This is a genomic window from Nocardia yamanashiensis NBRC 100130 (genome assembly GCF_001613325.1).
GTDB classification, from domain to species: Bacteria; Actinomycetota; Actinomycetes; order Mycobacteriales; family Mycobacteriaceae; genus Nocardia; species Nocardia yamanashiensis.
Window position 1 is genome coordinate 70,248 of record NZ_BDCD01000024.1, and the last position, 20,053, is coordinate 90,300.

General features: G+C 67.0%; 19 protein-coding genes. 9 read left to right on the forward strand and 10 right to left on the reverse strand.

The genetic code is table 11. The annotated features are described in order from the left end of the window. Positions 1-58: 58 nt before the first annotated feature. Positions 59-412, forward strand: a complete 354-nt coding sequence (locus NY1_RS28140) for a cupin domain-containing protein (RefSeq protein ID WP_067719763.1) — start codon at positions 59-61, stop codon at positions 410-412. Between the two features lie 5 nt (positions 413-417). Here NY1_RS28140 and NY1_RS28145 read toward each other — a convergent pair whose 3' ends face one another. The 7 genes from NY1_RS28145 to NY1_RS28175 form a co-directional block, all read right to left on the reverse strand. Then, positions 418-1,209 carry an SDR family NAD(P)-dependent oxidoreductase gene (locus NY1_RS28145; protein ID WP_067720061.1) on the reverse strand — a complete coding sequence of 264 codons (792 nt, stop codon included), beginning with the start codon at positions 1,207-1,209 and terminating at the stop codon, positions 418-420. 79 nt (positions 1,210-1,288) lie between these two features. After that, entirely contained in the window at positions 1,289-2,140 is an 852-nt protein-coding gene (locus tag NY1_RS28150; protein ID WP_067719766.1) for a helix-turn-helix transcriptional regulator, read from the reverse strand. Positions 2,141-2,209: 69 nt separating this feature from the next. Next, positions 2,210-4,216: an ATP-binding cassette domain-containing protein gene (locus NY1_RS28155; protein ID WP_067719769.1), complete on the reverse strand. Its 2,007-nt coding sequence runs from the start codon at positions 4,214-4,216 to the stop codon at positions 2,210-2,212. Between the two features lie 34 nt (positions 4,217-4,250). Then, entirely contained in the window at positions 4,251-5,444 is a 1,194-nt protein-coding gene (locus NY1_RS28160) for a type III polyketide synthase (protein WP_439956049.1), read from the reverse strand. 99 nt (positions 5,445-5,543) lie between these two features. Beyond that, a complete protein-coding gene (locus NY1_RS28165; protein WP_067719774.1) occupies positions 5,544-7,007 on the reverse strand; it encodes a fatty acid desaturase in 1,464 nt (487 codons plus the stop codon). Positions 7,008-7,391: 384 nt separating this feature from the next. Then, the gene (locus NY1_RS28170; RefSeq protein ID WP_067719776.1) at positions 7,392-8,219 is read right to left on the reverse strand and encodes an LppX_LprAFG lipoprotein; all 828 of its coding nucleotides are present in this window, start codon (positions 8,217-8,219) and stop codon (positions 7,392-7,394) included. Positions 8,220-8,601: 382 nt separating this feature from the next. Continuing rightward, positions 8,602-10,116, reverse strand: coding sequence for a DUF6301 family protein (locus tag NY1_RS28175; RefSeq protein WP_157762515.1), 1,515 nt, complete (start codon positions 10,114-10,116; stop codon positions 8,602-8,604). Between the two features lie 144 nt (positions 10,117-10,260). Between NY1_RS28175 and NY1_RS28180 the strand changes: the two genes are divergently transcribed. Next, positions 10,261-11,097 (forward strand): class I SAM-dependent methyltransferase, encoded by an 837-nt coding sequence (locus NY1_RS28180; RefSeq protein ID WP_067719783.1) that lies wholly within the window; start codon positions 10,261-10,263, stop codon positions 11,095-11,097. Positions 11,098-11,102: 5 nt separating this feature from the next. Continuing rightward, positions 11,103-11,729, forward strand: coding sequence for a TetR/AcrR family transcriptional regulator (locus NY1_RS28185; RefSeq protein ID WP_067720063.1), 627 nt, complete (start codon positions 11,103-11,105; stop codon positions 11,727-11,729). Positions 11,730-11,808: 79 nt separating this feature from the next. On the opposite strand, the gene NY1_RS28190 is transcribed toward NY1_RS28185, so the two are convergent. Next, positions 11,809-13,263 (reverse strand): DUF6301 family protein, encoded by a 1,455-nt coding sequence (locus NY1_RS28190; protein ID WP_157762516.1) that lies wholly within the window; start codon positions 13,261-13,263, stop codon positions 11,809-11,811. Between the two features lie 99 nt (positions 13,264-13,362). Continuing rightward, complete coding sequence (locus NY1_RS28195; RefSeq protein WP_233035920.1) at positions 13,363-13,746, reverse strand: DUF1844 domain-containing protein; 384 nt, start codon at positions 13,744-13,746, stop codon at positions 13,363-13,365. A 350-nt stretch (positions 13,747-14,096) separates the two neighbouring features. Between NY1_RS28195 and infC the strand changes: the two genes are divergently transcribed. From infC to NY1_RS28220, 5 genes are all read left to right on the forward strand, one after another. Further along, positions 14,097-14,771, forward strand: coding sequence for a translation initiation factor IF-3 (gene infC, locus NY1_RS28200; RefSeq protein WP_084535447.1), 675 nt, complete (start codon positions 14,097-14,099; stop codon positions 14,769-14,771). A 66-nt stretch (positions 14,772-14,837) separates the two neighbouring features. Continuing rightward, the gene (rpmI, locus tag NY1_RS28205) at positions 14,838-15,032 is read left to right on the forward strand and encodes a 50S ribosomal protein L35 (protein ID WP_067719787.1); all 195 of its coding nucleotides are present in this window, start codon (positions 14,838-14,840) and stop codon (positions 15,030-15,032) included. A gap of 100 nt (positions 15,033-15,132) precedes the next feature. Continuing rightward, positions 15,133-15,513 carry a 50S ribosomal protein L20 gene (rplT, locus tag NY1_RS28210; protein ID WP_067719790.1) on the forward strand — a complete coding sequence of 127 codons (381 nt, stop codon included), beginning with the start codon at positions 15,133-15,135 and terminating at the stop codon, positions 15,511-15,513. Positions 15,514-15,553: 40 nt separating this feature from the next. Further along, complete coding sequence (locus NY1_RS28215) at positions 15,554-16,351, forward strand: TrmH family RNA methyltransferase (protein WP_067719793.1); 798 nt, start codon at positions 15,554-15,556, stop codon at positions 16,349-16,351. A gap of 74 nt (positions 16,352-16,425) precedes the next feature. Further along, positions 16,426-17,922 (forward strand): APC family permease, encoded by a 1,497-nt coding sequence (locus NY1_RS28220; protein WP_067719796.1) that lies wholly within the window; start codon positions 16,426-16,428, stop codon positions 17,920-17,922. A gap of 34 nt (positions 17,923-17,956) precedes the next feature. On the opposite strand, the gene NY1_RS28225 is transcribed toward NY1_RS28220, so the two are convergent. Then, complete coding sequence (locus tag NY1_RS28225; protein ID WP_067719797.1) at positions 17,957-18,529, reverse strand: TetR/AcrR family transcriptional regulator; 573 nt, start codon at positions 18,527-18,529, stop codon at positions 17,957-17,959. Between the two features lie 104 nt (positions 18,530-18,633). Between NY1_RS28225 and NY1_RS28230 the strand changes: the two genes are divergently transcribed. Further along, positions 18,634-20,037 carry an MFS transporter gene (locus tag NY1_RS28230; RefSeq protein WP_067719798.1) on the forward strand — a complete coding sequence of 468 codons (1,404 nt, stop codon included), beginning with the start codon at positions 18,634-18,636 and terminating at the stop codon, positions 20,035-20,037. The last annotated feature ends 16 nt before the right edge of the window (positions 20,038-20,053 follow it).

Here is a 20,053-nt window from a genome sequence, read left to right on the forward strand (position 1 = left end):
CCGTGCCAGTCATTGCTTCGGACCCTGCCGGCCCCCGGCGCTGACTAGGCTGGATAGGGTGTCCGAAGATCAAGTCGCGCATGCCGTCGAGCGCTCGCTCCTGCTGAATGTTGCTTTCGCACAGGCGAAACGAGTGTCCCGGGTCGAAGTCCGCCGCATCACCATGCCCGCCGGCACCACCGCGGGACTACACGTGCACAACTGCCCGGTGGTGGGCAGCATCGAAGCGGGTGCGGTGGCCTACCGGATCGAAGGCCAGCCGGAACGGACCTTGCGGCCCGGTGACGTGTTCTTCGAACCCGAGGCCGCCCGCATCACCCGCTTCGACGCCCTCGACGAGGACGTCACCTTCCTGGGCTACTTCCTGCTCGGGCCCGATCAGTCGCCGGGTATCGAATTCCCCGGCGACTGAACCGTTTACAGCATCGGGGCCGGGATGGCGGCGACAAATCCGCCGTCGATGACCAGGTCCTGGCCGTTCACATAGGACGCTTCCGCGGACGCCAGGAAGGCGACCGCGTGCGCGACATCCTCGGCGGTGCCGGTGCGCCCGGCGGCCACGGCCGCGACCACCTCGGCGTGCGCCTCGGGGGAGACATTGTCGTGGAACATGGGCGTCTCGATATAGCCCGGGCTGACCGAGTTGACCCGAATTCGCCTGGGAGCCAGCTCCGCCGCGAGGGTGTGGGCCAGGTTGTGCACCGCCGCTTTGGTAGCCGAGTACAGAGATGCGCCCGGCATACCGCGATGCAGTGTCCAGGACGCGTTGATCACGATCGAGCCGCCGTCGGCGAGCAGCGGCAGGGCCCGCTGAATCGTGAAATACACGCCCTTGAAGTTGATTCCGACCACGCGGTCGAACTCGTCCGGGGTGACCTCGCCGATCGAATCGAAGCCCGCCACACCGGCATTCGCGAAGACCACGTCGAGGCGTCCGAAGCGAGCCCGGACGGTCTCGACCAGCGAGTCCAGCTCACCGAGCTCGGCCACATCCCCGCGCACCGCGAGAATGCGTTCGCTCGCCTCGGCAGCACTGAACGGCCTGCCCAATTCCTCGGCCGCCGTATCCAGCCGCTCCTTGTCGCGGCCGGTGATCACCACTTTCGCGCCCTCCGCCAGCAGCCGGTTCGCGGCGGCCAGTCCCATACCGCTGGTGCCGCCGGTGACGAGGGCGATCTTGCCGTTGAATCGAGAATTGCTGTGCGTCATGACATTCAGCATTCCGAGCCGGGGGAGAGGCGAACAGTGCGCAGTCAACCTGGGTCCGGCAACACCAGGCAGCCGGGATTCACGCGGTGACGAGCCGCCCGGGCAGCAGTTCGGCCAGCCGTTCCTCGGTACCGGTGCCCGGCCGCGGGTTGTACAGCTCCAGATACCACTCCGGATGGTCGATGACGGCGAGGGTGGTCTTGTCGAAGATCAGATCCCCGGCTTCCGGATGCTGCACCGCCTTGCGGGTGCGGGTGGGTGCGGCGACATCGTGCCGCGCCCACAGTTCGGTGAATTCCGCACTCGCCCTGCTCAATTCGCCGATCACCCGCTCGAATCCGGGATCGCCGGGAGCGTAGGCCGCATCGGCGCGATACGCCGCCACCACTTCCGGTGCAACGATCGCCCATTCGGTATGCAGATCGCGGTACTGCGCATTGGTGAAGAAGCTGATGAGGCAGTTGTGATCACCGTCGTCGTAGCCGAACACCGCCCGCGTGCCGTCGTTGATGGCGAGGATGTTCCAATACCGATCCCGCAGGATCGCCGGGCGCGGCGCCCAGGAATCCAGCAGCCGGCGCAGTTCGGGCTCCACCCGCGCCCCCGGAATCTGGTGCGCCCGTGGCGGATTCAGTCCGGTCAGCACGAAAAGATGGGCCCGTTCGGCATCGCTCAGTCGCAGCGCCCGGCTCACCGCCTCGAGCACGTCGGCCGAGACATTGATATCGCGCCCCTGCTCCAGCCAGGTGTACCAGGACACCCCCACCCCGGCGAGCTGCGCGACTTCCTCCCGCCGCAGCCCCGGCGTGCGCCGCGCCCCGGACGACACCAACCCCACCTCGCCGGGCGTCAGTCGCGCGCGGCGGGTGCGCAGGAAATCCCGGAGCTGGGCACGCCGGAGCTGTTTCGAAGCTGCTGGTTCGCTGGCCATGCCGGAATACAACAGTGCCCGGTCCGGACTTAGTCCGGGCCGGGCACCGCCGTCACTACTGAACTGCGCTTACTCCGCCGCGACGGCCGTGGCCTCGCTCTTCTCGGCGAGCTTGCCGAAGTCGAGCTTGACCAGCTGGTCGGCGAGGTGGAAGTAGCGGTCGTCGTGGGTGATCACGATGATCGTCTTCCCGCGCGCCTTGAGATCGGTGAGGATCTCGCGGTAGAACACGTCGCGGAATTTGGGTTCCTGGTCGGCGGCCCATTCGTCGAAGAGCAGGATCGGGCGGTCTTCCAGCAGCGCGGTCAGCAGGGCGAGGCGCTTGCGCTGGCCCTGGGAGAGCGCGATGGTGGACAGCACGCCGTTCTCCACCGTCACCTTGTGGTCGATCTGCAACTCCCGCAGGTACTTTCGCACCTGCTCGTCGATGCCCGGCTCGAAGCCCAGGTAGTCCTCGAAGAGATGGAAGTCGGTGAACACCGCCGAGGTGTGCTGGCGGAACCACTCGATGTTCTGGTGATTGATCTGCTCGCCGTTGAGCGCCAGGAAACCGGTCTGCGGCACGTAGAGCCCGGTCAGCAGCTTGGCCAGGGTGGACTTGCCGCTGCCGTTGCCGCCGACGATGAAGGTGATCTGCCCCGGCTCGAAGGTGAGATCGATGGGGCCGAGCTCGAAACCGTGCTCCCCGTTCGCTTCCGGGGGCCGGCGATCCATCGGCAGCGGACGGCCGTCGTGCCCACCGTGGTTGAAGAACCGATGCCCGTTGACATCCGGACCGGTCGCTCCCGGAGGACCGGCGGGACGCCGCCCCTTCGGATGCGGCGGCGGACCACCGGGACCGCCGTGGCCGGGACCACCCGGACCGGGGTGACCGCCGGGACCGGGATGGCCCGGGCGTCCGTCCGGACCTTCCTGTCCCGCAACGCCTTCCGGCCCGTCACCGGCCGCGAGCTGCGCCCGGGTAGCGGCCGGATGCAGACCCGCCCCACGCGGACCGCCGCCCATTCCGGGCGGACCGTCCGGCGGGCCACCCGGAATGGGCGGCACCGTCGACGGCGGTTCGAAGCGGTAGCTGTAGCCGGCGTTCACCAGCTCCAGCCGCGCCGAATCCACCGGCGGCCGATCGTCGTACGGCAGGTTTTCCTCGTTGTGCATGGATTCCATGTCGAGGTTCATGGTCCGGATCTTGCTCAGCGCCACGTCGCCGCGCAGCAGGTCCGGAATCCGGTGCATGAAGTTCTGCATCGGCATCGACAGGAAGGTGGTGACCAGCACGTAGCCGACCATCACGCTCTGATCCAGCTCGAACCAGCGCGCGATCCCGAACAGGATGAGCGCCATGGTGCCCAGCTGCAGCAGCTGGCCGAAGCCCTGCCCGATCGAGAACTTGGAACCCGCCTCGACATTCTGGTCGCGCAGGCTGCCCGCGGTGCCGAGCAGGTGGCGGTCCATGAAGTCCCGCCGCCGGCCGCGGTGCAGCTTGAGTTCCTTGATGCCGAGCGTCACGGCCTGGTACGACCGCAGCAGCGAGTCCTCGTTCTCCCGCGCTTCCTTGTACAGCGTGCGAACGCGCTTGAGAATCACTTCCACGCAAGCGATTCCGAGCAGGGTGCCCGCGACGGTGACCGCGAAGACGGTCCCGGACACGATCACCAGGTACACGAAGCACCCGACGATGGTGGCCAGGTCGACGCAGATGCTCGGGATGGCGGTCGCGGCCTGCGACAGCGACCGCACATCCTCGGTGAGCGTGGCCATGAGCCGGTGCATGCCCAGCCGTTCCAGCTGCTCGAGCGGCGCCGACACGATGCTCGAGCTCAGATCCGACCGCAGCCGGTAGATCGCGTCCTGGGCCAGACGGATCAGCAACACCTGCGAGACCACGCCACTGACCAGGATGACCAGCGCCGTGACGACGAAGGCTTGGACGGAGACGGGCGGGTGCGGCGGAGGTGACACGACACCGCGGATCAGTGTCACCAGGTAGGTGTTCGCCACGCCGGCAATGAGACCCGCGGCGACGACGGCGACGATCCGCACCCAGGAGATCGAGATGAGGAATCTGATGAGTTGCATGATTGCTGCTCTCTGAAACGGCAGGTGTTCGCCGTTACCGGCGGACGATGTCGAAGATCACGCCTTCGAGAGTCACACCCGGAGCGAAGGAGAAGGCCACGCCGGTCGAGATCGGCTTGTCGGTCTCCGCCTGGGCGATCATCTGCTCCAGCACGAAGATCAGCGAGACGCTGAGCATATTGCCGTGCTTGGCCAGGATATCCCAGCTGGGGGCCGCCACATCGGGCGAAATCCCCAGCGAGGCAATGGACTGCTCGATGATCTTCGGCCCACCCGGGTGGATGGCCCACAGATCGACATCGCGCTTGGTCATGCCGTGCCGCTCCAGCACCTGCGTGACCACCGGGTTCACCCCGCGCAGAATGTACTGCGGCAGGTTCTCCGACAGATCGCAGGTGATGCCGTTGTCGTTGACGCCCAGGACGATTCCGTCCTCGGCGTCGTCGAACAGGTAGCTGAAGCTGTCCCGGATGACGACCTTGCCCGGGGCGAGGGGCTGCTGCACCCCGCCCGCACCGATGACCACCGCGCCGCAACCGTCACCGAAGAGGCTGTGGATGATGACGTCATTGATGTTGTCGTCGAAAACCGCGTTCACCGAGCTCAATTCGAGGCAGATGACCAGCGACTTCTTGTCCGGGTTGGCGCGCACGTAGTCGGTGGCGGTGCGGATCGAGTTCATGGCCGCGGCGCAGCCCATGAAGTTCACGATCACGCGGTTCACCGCCGGCGACAGGCCGAGCTGCTTGACCACGGCCACGTCGACGCCCGGAGCGATGAAACCGGTGCTGGTGGCGAAGACCACCTGGCCGATATCGCTTGCCGGATCGGCGATTCCGGCGATGGCGCGCCGGGCCACGTCGACCGCCAGCGGGGTGGCGAGTTCCTTGAACAGCTGCATCCGCTCCCGGATGGTGCCCCGCTGCTTGGAGTAGGCGAGGAATTCGGGATCGACCGGATTGACCGCCAGGTGCCGGGTGTCAATCTTGGTTTTCTGGTACACCCGCGGAATTCGCGCGCGCTGGGTAGGATCAGAGAACAATTCCGCGACCTGAGCGGCGGCATCGGACTGATCGAAAACCTGTGTCGGCGAACCGGTTGCGACGCTTTCGATCACAGCGATGGTGGTCGGCGGCGCGGGCGGCAGCTGGGCCAGGTCGAAGGTCTCGCTCCCCGTCGTGTAGCGGGTTGCCGCGAAAGGCTGAGCGCCCCCCTCATCAATGGTGATAGACACGAACTTTCTCCCCTCGGATTTCAGTGCAATAGAAATTCGATCTTGGTGCGGTCGGCGCATGTTGACCGCACCCCGATCCTTCGGACCCGGTGTCTAGACCGTTCCGATCCCCGTGAAGCCCTGCACCGTGTAGACGACGCAAGTCTTCAGAGCAAGCGGCGAGAAATGCTCTCGCATGAAGCCCCAGTTCCGTTCCTTCGCATCGTCGGAAGGAGCCAGGAGGTAGACCTTGACCTGCTTGGGCAGCCGGTCGGTGAAGAAACTCTTCGCGGGCAGCCACTCGACACCGAACTTCGCGGCCTCCTCGCGGACCACGTCCTCGCTGGCGATATTGGCGAAACCGCTTCTCTGGTAAGGCAATACGTGATGAGCGCGGTGCGAGCTCAGGCCGGCCGACAGGAAGCAGTCGACGTAGCGGTTGCCGACCACCTTCAGGTCGTACGCCTGCTCCAACTGGTTGATACCCCAGTCCTCGGTATTCGTTTCGATCTCCTCGGTATCCATCTCGAAGTCGTGCGAAGCCACGACCAGGAAGGTGGAGATCCACAGGCTGATCACGAACTGCAGCACCCAGGCCCAGATATCGCCCATCACCAGGAACAGCACGAACTCGCCCACCAGCAGGAAGCGCACGCCGAAGGAACCGATGAAGTGCGGCAGCGCGCCCTTCCAGGTGCCGTACATGTCCTTCACGCCCACCTTGCGGGTGAGCCGGCAGACATCCAGCAGGCGCATGATCATGCCGGTCATGGTGTGACCGAACTTGTGCGCGGTGTGGATCGGGATCCGGAACAACCGGGGGATCCGCACCATCATGGTGAAGACGTTCTTCTTGATGTCGACTTCGCTCTGCGTGTGCGGGTGGTGCAGCAGCGCGTGCCCGTCCGCGGTCACGAAAGACAAAGCGACATAGTTCAAGTCGAACGCGTTGACGCAGATCTTGTTCCAGCCCTTCTGGGCTCGATGGATCGCGTAGTGGCCGAAGCCGGCCAGCGAGGAGCGCAGCAGCACCATCGCGATCACGAAGACCGGCAACGGCATCCAGTCGCGCTCGAACAGCCGCAGGCCCTGCACCGCGAAGTACAGCACCGCCAGGATCGCGACCGTGATGTTGAAGTAGGTGTCCATCCGCTTGATGCGGGCGGCCAGCTCCGGCTCCTTGAGCCGGGCCTTCACCTTGTGCAGCAGGTCTTCCTTGTTGCCGAAGTTGTACTTGGGGGTGTCGCGCCAGGAGTCGAAACCCTCGTTGAAAAGGAAGTCGGGAGCATTGGCCTTGGGATGGATATCTTCGGGCAGCGCATCACGATTCAGCGCGTACCGCTCGATCATCCGGCCGATGGCTTCCGGATTCTTGTGATAAGAACCGATGATCGAAGTGATGTCACGGTTCTTGGTGCGGCCGATGAAGAACTCGCCGCCGGGATGCTTGGAAATCCAGTCGTTGAGGTCGTAGGCTTTGCCGTTGTAGACCCACACGTTGGTGAGCGGCGGCGGGCCGTCGAGAGGCGGGCGCTGGAAATCCCGCTCCTCCACCTCCGGCCGTTCGTCCGTCGTCATGATGTTCCTCCACACGCACTTACACAGTTCGAGCGTTCCGACTGTATAGTCGTTGCCCCACCTTGCATTTCACTGAACAATCTCTTAAACCACCAGCGGCGTCAGTCCGGGCGTCCGTCGTGGTGACGGACCTGCCTGCTCACAGCGCGTCGTACAGGTGATGACGACTTCATCGTGAACCCCCGGGCAAAGTGTTTCGACGGCGGCCGAAACACGCTGGCTTCCAACACATTGGACCCCTAAGCATGCGGGTCCGAGTCACGCTTTGTCCGAAAAACGAAAGCCGATCCGGTCAAGCGGGGGCGACAGTGGCTGCCGCCGCTCCGCTCCGCCCGGATCGGCTCCGCACTATTCGACGAGCTCCGGCCTAGCCTGGCGCGCTGATCAGCTGCCGGGCTTGGTCACGGTGACCGGCTTGCCCCAGTCGGACAGGGTCACGGTGACGGTGCCGTTGTCCTTCTTGATGACGGCCTGCACCAGGTTCGGGCCGGTGCCGGGCGACGCGGCGGTCGACGGCAGGGTGGTCGCGGTGCCCGACGGCGGGGCGACGTCCTTGATCCAGACGGTGATCGGCAGGGTGCCGCCGCCGTCACCGAGCTTCGGCACGACCGGGTCGATGACCGAGGCGTCGATGGTGCCGGAGACCTTCACCGCGTCCACGCCGTTGACCTTCTCACGGGCCTCGGTCTTCGGGTTCTGGATCTTGGCGATCACGTTCGCCAGGCCCTTGTCCTTGTCCAGGATGATGCCCGGATCGTAAACCTGTTCGGCCGGACCGACCTTGGAGTACGCCGAGCCGTCGCCGGCGTACAGGGTCTTGTCCACGACCAGGAACTTGGTGGAGGTGTACTCGGCCTCCGGCTTCAGCTTCACCTCGGCCTCGCCGATCGCCTGCCCGGCGCCCTGCGGCTGGTTGGTGACATCGGCCTTGACGCTCTTCACAGGGAGGGTCGACAGGTCCTTGGCGGTCAGGGCCAGGTGCACCGCCTGCAGGGTCTGCGTGGTGCGAGCCGATTCCTGGACGATCTGCGCGCCCTCGGGCAGCGGCGTATTGGCGGCCACCGAGGAAGAGGTGGAGCCGCCCTTGTCGTCATCGGACGAGCAACCCGCGACGAACCCGACGAGCAGGCCGGCGGCGAGGACGGCGGCGGCACCGCGACGGCGCAGCCGTCGACCGGTCGAAGTGTTTCCTTGGGATATCACGTCATTCATCTACAACCCCCGAAGAGTCAGATCATGTTCGTACGGGCAGCGGCCGCTGCCCGTCGTAGTATGCAGTACTTCGTACGTGCACGCGTAGATCGCCCGATATTCCGGCATCCGCGCAGCACCGTCGTGCAATGCGCCGAAACCCGAACCCGCGGTCTCGCACGGCATTACGTTTCCTGGATCGGGCGCGTCGGGCAACTCATTAACAACATCGGCTGCGCGCCGGGCGTGGATGGGCGTGTTGAAGGTGTTCGGACGCACAGCATCCGGGGAGTGTTCGGATGGCATCCGAATGGCAATCGATCTTAGGCAGATAGATTCCGCCTAGATCAACCTATGTGTGAACTCTCATTACCGTCCCGCAACATTCTCGCTAACAAACCGCTCATTTACCGCGCACCAAACCGGTCTCGAAAGTCCGGAGCTCCTGCGGCGCCAGCAGGCTCCAGGCCTCGCAGCGGAGCTTTCCGGGCCGCTTCACCCCGCTCGCCCGCAGCGCCGTATGCGTGGCGTGCGCGATCCGCGCCCCGGCCGCCGCCGTCGGCTCGTATTCGGTCACCTGCCACTCGCCGTCGGCGTCGAGCACCTCGACGCCGCACCCCGCCGGACCGAACCAGCCCTGCACGATCCGGCTGTCCGGATCCTTCCGCCGGCTGATCATCCAGACCACGGTGTTCGCGAAGGGTTGCAGGACGGGTAGATCCGCGGCCAGGGATTCGAACAGCGGGTACAGGAGGTTGTCCAGCTCGGCCCAGCTATGGGCCTTGGGCGGCGGAAGTATCGCCTCGGCGATCGCGGCGGCCAACCGGTCGTCCAGTTCGTCCGGCGAGATCAGCCAGGATCGGTCGGAGGCCCAGTTGTCGGGCCGTTCGTAATCGGTGTCCGTGTACTCCGGGTAGCGTTCGACGTCCCAATGCCGCTGTACCGCACCGGGTTCTGTCGGTCTGAGTTCGAGCCTCAACCACGAGTAGGTCAGGTCGGACGGGCGGGAAAGCGTTACGGTGACCGTCGGCCGCCGCCAGCTCGCCCAAGCATCGGGGCCGCCGACCAGTGTCGGGACGCCTAACAGGCGAACGCATTCGGTGAGTGCGGCCAGATAGGTCGCGGTGTTCACCCCGGTGACCGGCTGCAGTGTGAGGACCACCCGGTCGAAACCACCGAAGCTGATCCAGTGTCCGGATCGGGCGCCCGGCGTTCGTTCGGCGATCAGGGACAGCTCTGCGGAGGGGCACTCCGCCACGGCGATGCGCACATTGGGTATGCCCCAGCGGAACTTCGGCGTCGCCGCGTCGACCGGCCAGCCGGTCGCACCGACGATGCGGACCGCGTCCTCGCGCAGCCAGTCGCCCGGATCGGCTTCGATCAGCGACGGTATCGCGTCCAGGAACGCTGTCTCGTCGTTGGGCTCGGCGGTCGGTTGCCGGAGGATCGACGATCGCCCAGCAGGCGCGTGCGTGACCGGGGGCTCCAAATGCAGTAACAGCGCTCCGGTCGCGAAACTCAAGCTCACGGTCACCGCGGGGAGAATCCAATACCAATGGATCGCACCGGTCGCCGATCCGGCCGGTGGCCCGAAACTCGTGCGCAGCAGGGCATTCAATTCGTCGAAGGTATCGAGCAATGCGGAGCGGTCGGGGTGCTTGCCGTACTGCGACAAGTCGACGAGGAGCCACTCGAGACGGTCGTTGTCCGGATCGACCAGTGCCGCGGCCGCGTTGGGCCGGTCCGGTCCGGCATCGATCGAGAGGCCGTTGCCGGGGCGAACGGTCACGGGCGCTTCCCAGCCGACCCGTTCGGCGAAACGCGCAGCGTCCGCCGTGTCCCAAGTCCAATCGAAATGCGCTGCGGCGTCTGTGATCGCCATCGCGCCGGGCAGGTCGACCCGCTTTCGCTTCCCCACAGTTCTCCCCTCGGGCTCGGCGGTGACGGTAGTGCCCTGCACCGACATCCGGAATCGGTCGGTGCATAGGTATTGACCGTCGCTGGGGGTGGGATCATTATGAACATACGTTCATGAACATGCGTTCATAATGAAGGGATCGTGATGACCGAGATCGTCAACACCGCGCAGGCCGAGGCGTGGAACGGCTACGAGGGTGAGCACTGGGCCGGGCACGACGACCGCTATGACGCGGTGAACGCCGGATTCAACGAGCCGCTGCTGACCGCCGCGCGGATCGGGGCGGGGGACCGGGTGCTCGATATCGGCTGCGGGAACGGGCAATTGACTCGGCTGGCGGCGCGGCGGGCAGCGGGCGGATCCGCGACGGGTGTGGATCTGTCCGGGCCGATGCTCGCCCGCGCGGGGGAGCGGGCACGCGAGGAAGGCGTCGGCAATGTCCGCTTCGAACAGGGTGACGCGCAGGTCTTTCCGTTCCCCGAGGCCGGATTCGATGCCGCGCTGAGCCGTTTCGGCATCATGTTCTTCGCCGATCCGGTCGCGGCCTTCGCCAATATCGCGCGTGCCCTGCGCCCCGGCGGCCGCCTGGCCTTCGTGACCATGCCGCCGATGGCGGGCTCCGACCTGGGCGGCGTATTCGGTGCGGCCGCACCGTATCTCGGCGGTTTCGACATCGCGCACACGCACGGCCCCCTCGCCGACCCCGGCGCGATTCGCGACCTGCTCACCGCCGCCGGCTACACCGCGATCGACGTCCGCCACCTCGAAGCCGACGGCATCTGGGGTGCGGACATCCCCGACGCCACCGAATTCATCATGGCCTGGGGCCCGCTGCGCTACCACCGCATGCTGTCCGGTTTCACCACCGACAACCAGGTCCGCACCGCCGTCTCGAATGCCCTGCGTCCCTTCGCCACCCCCACCGGCGTCCGCCTGCGCGGCACCGCCTATCTGGTCACGGCCGCCACCCCACTACCGTGATCCGCATGTCCCCGAGAAAGGCAGCGGCGTTGCGCGACAGCCCGGACGAACACGGACTGCGCGCCCATCTCATCACCACCGCGCAACGCCTCATCGCCGAGCAGGGCGCCGCCGGCCTGACCGTCCGCGCCATCGCCCGCGCGGCCGGCGTCGCCGACGGCGTCCTCTACAACCACTTCGCGGACAAGGACGACCTCCTCACCGCCGCCGTCACCGCTCACGTGACCGCCGCCCACGCCGCCCTCGGAGCTCTCCCCACCCCTGGCACCGCCACCGTCGAACAGAACCTCCGCACCTACCTCCGCGCCGGCTTGTCGTTGCATCACGCGGTGCTCCCCGTCTTCGCCGGCCTGCTCGCCAGCCCCGCGGTCCTGTCCCGCTTCGCCGAATCCCAAGCCCGCGACACCGATTGGCGCGCCCACCTGACCCGTTACCTCCACGGCGAACAAGACCTCGGCAGACTCGCCCCCACCGCCGACCCCGACGCGGCCGCCGCCACCCTGGTAGGCATCTGCCACGACCAGGTCCTCACCACCCTCCTCTCCGGCGCCCGCCCCCACCCACCCCGCCAACTGGACATCGACGCGATCATCGCCACCCTGCTCACCGGAATCGCCCCGCGCGACACCTGATTCCGTTTTTCCGGATGGCCGGATGCTGGATGCCGGTTGTCGTGGCTCGGCGGGGTGCGGAAATGCAGGGCGGGTGAACTCACCTGTGGCGCAGGCCGGTTCGGAGGCTCCACAGGTGCTGGGGTTGGCCGGCGGCGAAGGCGTGGCACCACAGTTGATCGGGGGTGGTGATGCCGTGGCCGTGCAGGGTCGCCAGGACCGCCTCGGCGATGCGGTCGCCGGATGCGGCGCCGGGCGGGAAGTCGAGCATGCAGGGCAGGCCCTCGGGTTCCTGGAATTCCAAGCGGCAGTCCGTGTCCCGGAACCAGCCTTGGGCGAGCCAGCCGTCCGCCGCGTGGCCGGTGCCCAGGCTCCAGACCACGCAGCCGGCGTGGGGGTGCAGTTGCGGCATGTCGGCGGCCATCGAGTGGAAGAGGGTCTTCAGGAAGTACTCGAAGTCGGACCAGTCGGTGACCTGACGTTCTGCGCCCGGCCATTCGAAGTCCATGGCAGTGCGCAGCGACTCGTCCTCACGATCCGGGACGACGCTCCAGCAGGCGTCGGGAATCCAGTCCTCGCTCCACTTCTGGTTCAGATACGCCTCTTGCTCGGTGGCCTCGGTCGGCTGCACTTCGAATCGGAGACGAGCCGGTTGTGCGAGTTCGCGCGAGAGCGTGAAGATCGCCTCGGGACCGCGCCACCGGGCGAACGCGTGCGGCCCGCCGACCAGCGGGGGCGCGCCCAGCAGGCGTACGCATTCGGCCAGCGCCGCGCGGTACGCCGCGTCGATCACCGCGGGCGCGAGGGACTGGCTCACCTCGATGCTCATGAACTCACCGAAGCCGGAGCCGGAGCCGGTCAGCGGCCGCTGGGCGCGATCGGCGAGCAGGCGGGCCGATGCGCCCGGCGTCGTCAGGTCAGCTCGAATGTCACCGGCTCGGTTCACCGCCGGTGCACCCCACCCGACCGATTCCGCCAGCTCTGTCATCTCGGCACTCGTCCAGGCGCCGGGAACCGCTTGCACCAGCAGCGATATCGCCTCGACCAGCGGCGACCAGTCGCTCAACCGCGCGTATCCGTCCGCGGCATCGGCCCGCTCCCGCCGGGCCCGGTCGAACCCGGCGCGCGGCCGCACCGTCAGATACACGCCGGAATCATTGTGCTGCAGGGTGATCGCCGCGAACTCGCTCACCCACGACGGCCCGTGCTCACCCTCGGCGGGCTCCTCGGGAGCACCCAGGCGGGCGCTGACGCCGGCGCTCAACTCCGAGGCGATACGCGCCGAAGTCGCAGCGTCGTCGGATCGGAGAATCTCGAGCGTCAGGTCCGACAGCGCGTTCTCGTCGAAGAAGTACGCGTTCCCCTCGATCGGCGGGACGCTCTCCGGCGCCCGGACCTTCAGCATCCGGCCGCCCCATTGCTCCTCGGGCTCCGGCCAGCCCAGCTGCCCCAGGAACTCGCGGAGATCCGCGCGCGTCCACGCCGCCTCGAACCCCGCCGCCGTGCAGGCGAACCGCACCACATCGGCAAGCCCGGCCCCCACTGTCTCGCTCACAGTCGCGACGTTAGCAGCCGGTTCGGACAGGTGAGGGCACGAAAACGGCCCGGCGCGATCGGTATTCGATCGCGCCGGGCCGGAAGTTCGCGGGGCGGCTCAGTACACGGGGCCGGTGTACTTCTCGCCCGGGCCCGAACCCGGCGCGTCGGGGTACTCCGAGGCCTCACGAAAGGCGCGCTGCAGGGACTGCAGGCCATCGCGGATGGGGCCGGCGTGCGGGCCCAGGTATTCGACGGAGGCGGTGACCAGACCGGCCAGCGCGGTGATCACGCGGCGGGCCTCGTCGAGGTCCAGGTGCGGGCTGGCCGACGGGTCGGGTTCGCCGAGGCCGAGCTTCTCGGCGGCGGAGCTCATCAGCATCACGCAGGCGCGGCTGATGACCTCGACGGCGGGGATCTCGGCCAGCTCGCGCACGACCTCGCCCTCGATGAGGTGCTCGGTAGTATTGGCCAGCTCCTCGTTCACTGCTGCCTCACTCATGAGGTAGAGCATGGCACCGACCGGGTAGTCGCTGGTCGCGCGGGTGGGCGATTCGGAGGATCGCGCGGTGGGTGTTAGACTGACCTGCGACGACCGCCCCGGACCGGTTCCTGCGACCTAATCGGGGCATTAAGTGGAGCCCGACTCCCACCGTCAACCGATCGCTTTGCACCGCAACAGCACCAGGTTCGACGGTCCGGTCGCCCATCTTTTACCGGATGGGTTTCTCGTGTGGGTTTTTCCTGCTCGGGACGTGACGCGAGTGGTTTGCGTCCGCGATCGGTCGACTCGGGCCCCGTGTTGGAGAAATACCAACCCGGGGCTTTCGTGTTGAAATTGGGGTTGAGTTATTGCTTGCGGTCGTTGACGAACCGCTTGACCTAGGAGGCCCCATCAGCACTGAGACCCGCATCAACGATCGCATCCGCGTACCCGAGGTCCGCCTCATCGGACCGGGCGGCGAGCAGGTTGGGATCGTGCGTGTTGAAGATGCACTACGCGTCGCCATGGAGGCGGACCTCGACCTCGTCGAGGTCGCACCGGACGCGCGCCCGCCGGTATGCAAGATCATGGATTACGGCAAGTTCAAGTACGAGACCGCGCAGAAGGCGCGTGAGTCCCGGAAGAACCAAGTGCAGACCGTGATCAAGGAGCAGAAGCTCCGGCCGAAGATCGACGACCACGACTACGAGACCAAGAAGCGCAACGTCGTTCGCTTCCTCGAAGCCGGTTCGAAGGTCAAGGTCACCATCATGTTCCGCGGCCGTGAGCAGTCGCGTCCGGAACTGGGTTTCCGCCTCTTGCAGCGGCTGGCCTCCGACGTCGCCGATCTCGGTTTCGTCGAAACTTCGGCCAAGCAGGACGGCCGGAACATGACCATGGTCCTCGCTCCCCACAAGGGCGCGAAGACGCGGGTGAAGGCGCAGAACGACGCCAGCTCGGCCCCGCGCAGCAATGCGCCGGCGGCGGAAGCTCCGGCCGACGCCCCGGCTGCCGAGGTTCCGGCGGCCACCCCGCAGCAGTAATAACGAACAGCACACCGGAGGTCAGGGGGTGACCCCTGCCTCCGGCACGACAGAACTGAGGATTCCATGCCGAAGATGAAGAGCCACAGCGGCGCCTCGAAGCGATTCAAGGTGTCGGGCAGCGGCAAGCTGCTGCGTCAGCAGGCCAACCGTCGCCACCTGCTCGAGCACAAGCCCTCCACCCGGACTCGTCGTCTGGACGGCACGGAGGTCGTCGCGAAGGCCGACGTCGCTCGCGTCAAGAAGCTGCTCGCCAAGTAAATACGGCTGAGCAAGCCGCAAGCGATCCGTCAGCGGAACGCATAAAACGACCAACTCCGGGCGCAACCGCCGCGCCCGCCTATCGATCAAGGACTGAAAAGTGGCACGCGTCAAAAGGGCCGTCAACGCTCAGAAGAAGCGCCGTTCCGTTCTCGAGGCCTCCAAGGGCTACCGCGGTCAGCGGTCGCGCCTGTACCGCAAGGCCAAGGAACAGCAGCTGCACTCGCTCACCTACGCCTACCGCGACCGTCGCGCGCGCAAGGGTGACTTCCGCAAGCTGTGGATCACTCGTATCAACGCCGCCGCGCGTCTGAACGACATGACCTACAACCGCTTCATCCAGGGCCTGCAGGCCGCGGGTGTCGAGGTGGACCGCAAGATCCTCGCCGAGCTCGCCGTGTCCGACGCCGAGGCGTTCGCCGCCCTGGTCGCGGTCGCCAAGGCCGCGCTGCCGGCCGACGTCAACGCCCCGGCCGCCTGATTCGGTCTGCGTGACGACACAACATCATTCGGAACGACCCGTGGAAGCGCTCTCCGAGCGCAATCCGCGGGTCGTTTCCGCTGTCAAACTCCATCGCGGGCCGCAGCGCCGTAAGACCGGGTTCTTCCTGGCAGAGGGCGCGAACTCGGTCGAATCCGCCTTGGAGACGGGCCGTATCGAAGAGCTCTTCTATTCGATGAAGGCCGCCGAACGCGAGCACGAACTGGTCGCCAGTGCCGCCGCCCAAGGGGTGCGCACCACGCTGGTGAGCAATCGCGCCGCGGAAATGCTGGGGGAGACCGTGACCCCGCCCGGCCTGGTCGCCGTCTGCCGCCTGGTGGACGTGCCGCTGACCTCGGTGCTGGAGGCGTCCCCGCGCATGCTCGCCGTGCCCGTCGCGATCGCCGACCCCGGCAATGCCGGCACCCTGATCCGGGTGGCCGACGCCGTCGGCGCGGATGCCGTTGTGCTGGCCGGTGATTCGGTCGACCCGCACAATGGCAAGACCGTACGCGCCTGCGCCGGAAGCCTTTTCCACATTCCGGTGGCCCGGGCCCGCGATATCGACGCCACCCTCGACGCCCTGGAAGCGGCCGGTATCGCCATTCTGGCCACCACCGCCCGCGGCGAGGTGAACCTCGACGAAGCCGACGAGATCCTCGCCGGACCGGTCGCCTGGCTCTTCGGCAACGAGGCGCACGGCCTGGACCGCGCCGTCGCCGCCCGCGCCACCCATCGCATCCGCATCCCCATTCACGGTCGCGCCGAAAGCCTCAATCTGGCCGCCGCCGCCTCCATCTGCCTGTACGCCAGTTCCCGCGTCCAGCACGCGAAGTGAGCGCCGCGCGGCGGAAGGTCGCGGCAGGTACGGCGCGATTTAGTGTGCTGGCAGGTAGCCCGTACTCTTAGCCGGTGACATCGCCCAGCACTCTGCGGTCCGGTGCGCTCTCCCTGGCATCCAGCGTGGTGATCGGGGTGGCATCGGCAGGTCCCGCGTACAGCATTACCGCCACCCTCGGTCTCGTCGTCGCGGCCGTGGGGTTGCAGGCGCCGATCATCGTGGTGCTGGCGTTCGTCCCGATGTTGCTGGTGGCCATCGGATATCGGGATCTCAATGCGGTCGAGCCGGATCCGGGCACCACGTTCGTCTGGGCGACCCGGGCGTTCGGGCCGTTCACCGGATGGATGGCCGGGTGGGCGATCGTCGTCTCCGATCTGCTGGTGATGGCGTCGCTGGCGCAGATCAGCTCGCAGTACACCTTCCATCTGGTCGGGGCCGACGGCATCGGCTCGGATGCCACCAGCATCTGGGTGCTGCTGCTCGGGATCGTCTACCTGGTGGTGATGACCGCGGTGGCGGTGTTCGGCATCGACGTGTCGGCGCGCTTGCAGAGCGTGCTGCTGGCGGTCGAGTTCGGGATGCTGGTGGTGTTCTCGATCGTGGCGCTGGTGCGGGTGGCCATCGGGCATGCCGCGGCCACGGCGTCCGCGTTCAGCTGGGATTGGTTCGATCCCTTTGCCATCGGGTCGTTTTCGAGCTTCGTCAACGCGCTGCTGCTGATGGTGTTCATCTATTGGGGCTGGGATTCGGCGGTCTCGGTGAACCAGGAGACGGTGGATCCGCGGCATACGCCGGGACGGTCGGCGGTGCTGTCGACCATCACGCTGGTGGCGCTGTACCTGGTGGTCACGGTGGCGGCGCAGGCGTTCGCGGGCGCGGGCACCGAGGGGCTGGGGCTGGCCAATCCCGATCATGTGGACGATGTGCTGGGCGCGCTGGGGCAGGCGGTGTTCGGGGACAGCACCATCGGGTCGGTCGCGGTGCATCTGCTGTTCCTGATGGTGCTGACCTCGGCGGCGGCCTCCACCCAGACCACGATCCTGCCGACCGCGCGCACCACCTATTCGATGGCCCTGCATCACGCGCTGCCCAAGCGGTTCGGCGAGATCGATCCGAAGTACCGGACGCCCGCCTTCTCCACCATCGTGTTCGGCGGAGTGTCGATCGTGCTGTACGTCGCGCTCAATTTCGCGTCCGGCGGCCGGTTGATCGCGGAAGCGGTGACGGCGATCGGCATCTCGATCGGCGTGTACTACGGGCTCACCGGCGTCAGCTGCGCCTGGCTGTACCGGGACCGATTCGCCACGGACCGTAGGGCATTGGTGATGAAGGGGATCCTGCCCGCGCTGGGCGGATTCGCGCTGCTGTTCGCGGCGGGCTGGACGGCGGTCACCTCGTGGTTCAGCGCCATTTTCGTGCTGGGCGTGGGGACGCTGCTGCTCGGTGTGCCGCTGTATCTGATCCTGGCGCGCACCATGCCGCCGTTCTTCCGCGGCGAGGTGCTGGCGCGCAAGCTGCCCGCCCCGACCGAGGACATCATCGAGGCGGACGCGCCCGCACAGCGCTGAGCGGGAGCCGAACGGCTCGGGCGCGCAACCGGTTTCAGTCGCCGGCGGCTTCGATATCGGCGAGTATCTCCTGCGCCCAGGGCGCGTCGACGGCCTCGTCGTCGGTGACGCCCATGGCCGCCATATCGGTGAGCAGCATGCCGGTGGCCATGAACTGGCGCACCGCCAGGACCGGGGCGCCGGTCAGTTCCCGGACGGTGGTGTAGATATTGCCGAAGCGGGCGCGAATGGCCCGGCCGATCTCCGGATCGACTCCGGCGGCGGCCAGCCCCTGCAGGAAGACCCGGGGCAGGTCGCGCTCGGCGAGGAAAACCTTGTACTGGCGGCCCATCGCGTGCAGGCGTTCCTGAGGCGGGGTGTCGGCGGGCAACCCCTCGACGGCCGCGCGGAACAACTCGTCGATCCGGTCGCAGACCCGGGCCAGCACGGCCAGGAACAGCTGCTGCTTGGTGCCGAACAACCGGATCACATACGGCTGCGATACCCCGGCCCGGCGTGCGATCTCATCGGTTTTGGTTGCGGCGTAACCAGATTCGGCGAAGGCGGTGATGGCGGCCTGTAGCACTTGCTCACCGCGTTCGGTGGCGGTCATCCGGGTTCTGGTCATGCCCCTCATCCTCCTCGATGTGGTCGCGTATTGACATGTTATCAGTCAATGCATACTCTTCGATCCATAAGTTATCAGTCGATAACAACAAAGGAATCGCCGGTATGACCACCACCCTCACTTCCACGCCCCGTACGGCGGACACTCGACGCCGGCCGCTCGCCGCCGTCCTGGCCGCCGTGGGCATCCCCATGTTCATGGTCACCCTCGACAACCTCGTGGTGACCAACGCGCTGCCGGTCATCAAGACCGAGCTCGGTGCCTCGCTGGCGGACCTGCAATGGTTCGTGAACGCCTACGCGCTGTCCTTCGCCGCGCTCATGCTCACCGCCTCCGCGCTCGGTGACCGGATCGGCCGCAAACGCGTATTCCTCATCGGCATCACGCTTTTCACACTGGCCTCGGCCGCCTGCGCCCTCGCCACCGATCCCGGCATGCTCATCGCGGCCCGGGCGGTGCAGGGCTTCGGCGCGGCGGCGGTCATGCCGCTGTCGCTACCGCTGTTGTCGGCGGCGGTGCCGGAAAAGCTGCGCAGCGCCGCCATCGGCATCTGGGGCGGCATTTCCGGACTGGGCGTGGCGCTCGGCCCGGTGGTCGGCGGCGCGGTCGTCGACGGCCTGAGCTGGCAGTGGATCTTCTGGATCAATGTGCCCATCGGCCTGCTGGCGGTGCCGTTCGCGGCCCGCGTCCTCGGTGAATCCTTCGGCGAGGCGAAGCGTGTGGACCTGCCCGGGCTGGTGCTGTCGGCGGGCGGCGTGCTCGCGGTGGTGTGGGGCGTGATCCACGGCGCCGACGACGGCTGGACCTCGGCGAACGTGCTGGGCGCGCTGCTCGGCGGCGCGGTGCTGCTGATCGCCTTCCTCGGCTGGGAATGGCGTTCCCCCGAACCCATGCTGCCGTTGCGGCTGTTCAAGTCCCGCGGGTTCAGCGTCATCAACGCCATCATGGTGACCTTCTCCATGGGCGCGTTCGGCTCGATCTTCCTGCTGGCGCAGTACTTCCAGGTGGTGCGCGGTTACTCCCCGCTGGAATCCGGCATCCGCACCCTGCCCTGGACCCTCGCCCCCATGTTCGTCGCGCCGCTGGCCGGGCTGATCGTGGACAAGGTGGGCCCGCGCGTCCTGGTCGGGGTCGGTCAGGCGTTCCTGGCCATCGCCCTCGGCTGGATGTCGCTCATCACCAGCGTGGACGTCTCCTACAGCGCCTTCCTGCTCCCGTTCGTCCTCGGCGGCATCGGCATGGGCCTGACCTTCGCCCCGTCCTCCACCGTCGTGATGGCCAGCAGCGCACCCGCCGACCAGGGCATGGCCTCGGGCACCACCAGCACCATCCGCGAAGTCGGCGTCGCCCTCGGCATCGCGGTGCTGGCCTCCGTGTTCTCTTCCTACGGTGCGTATCTCACCCCGCAGAGCTACGTGGACGGCCTGGCCCCCGCCGTCGGAGTCGGCGCGGCCATCGTCGCGGTCGGCGCCGTCATCTCGCTGCTGCTGCCCGGTCGCAAAGCCTGAAATCCCTTCGGTGCCC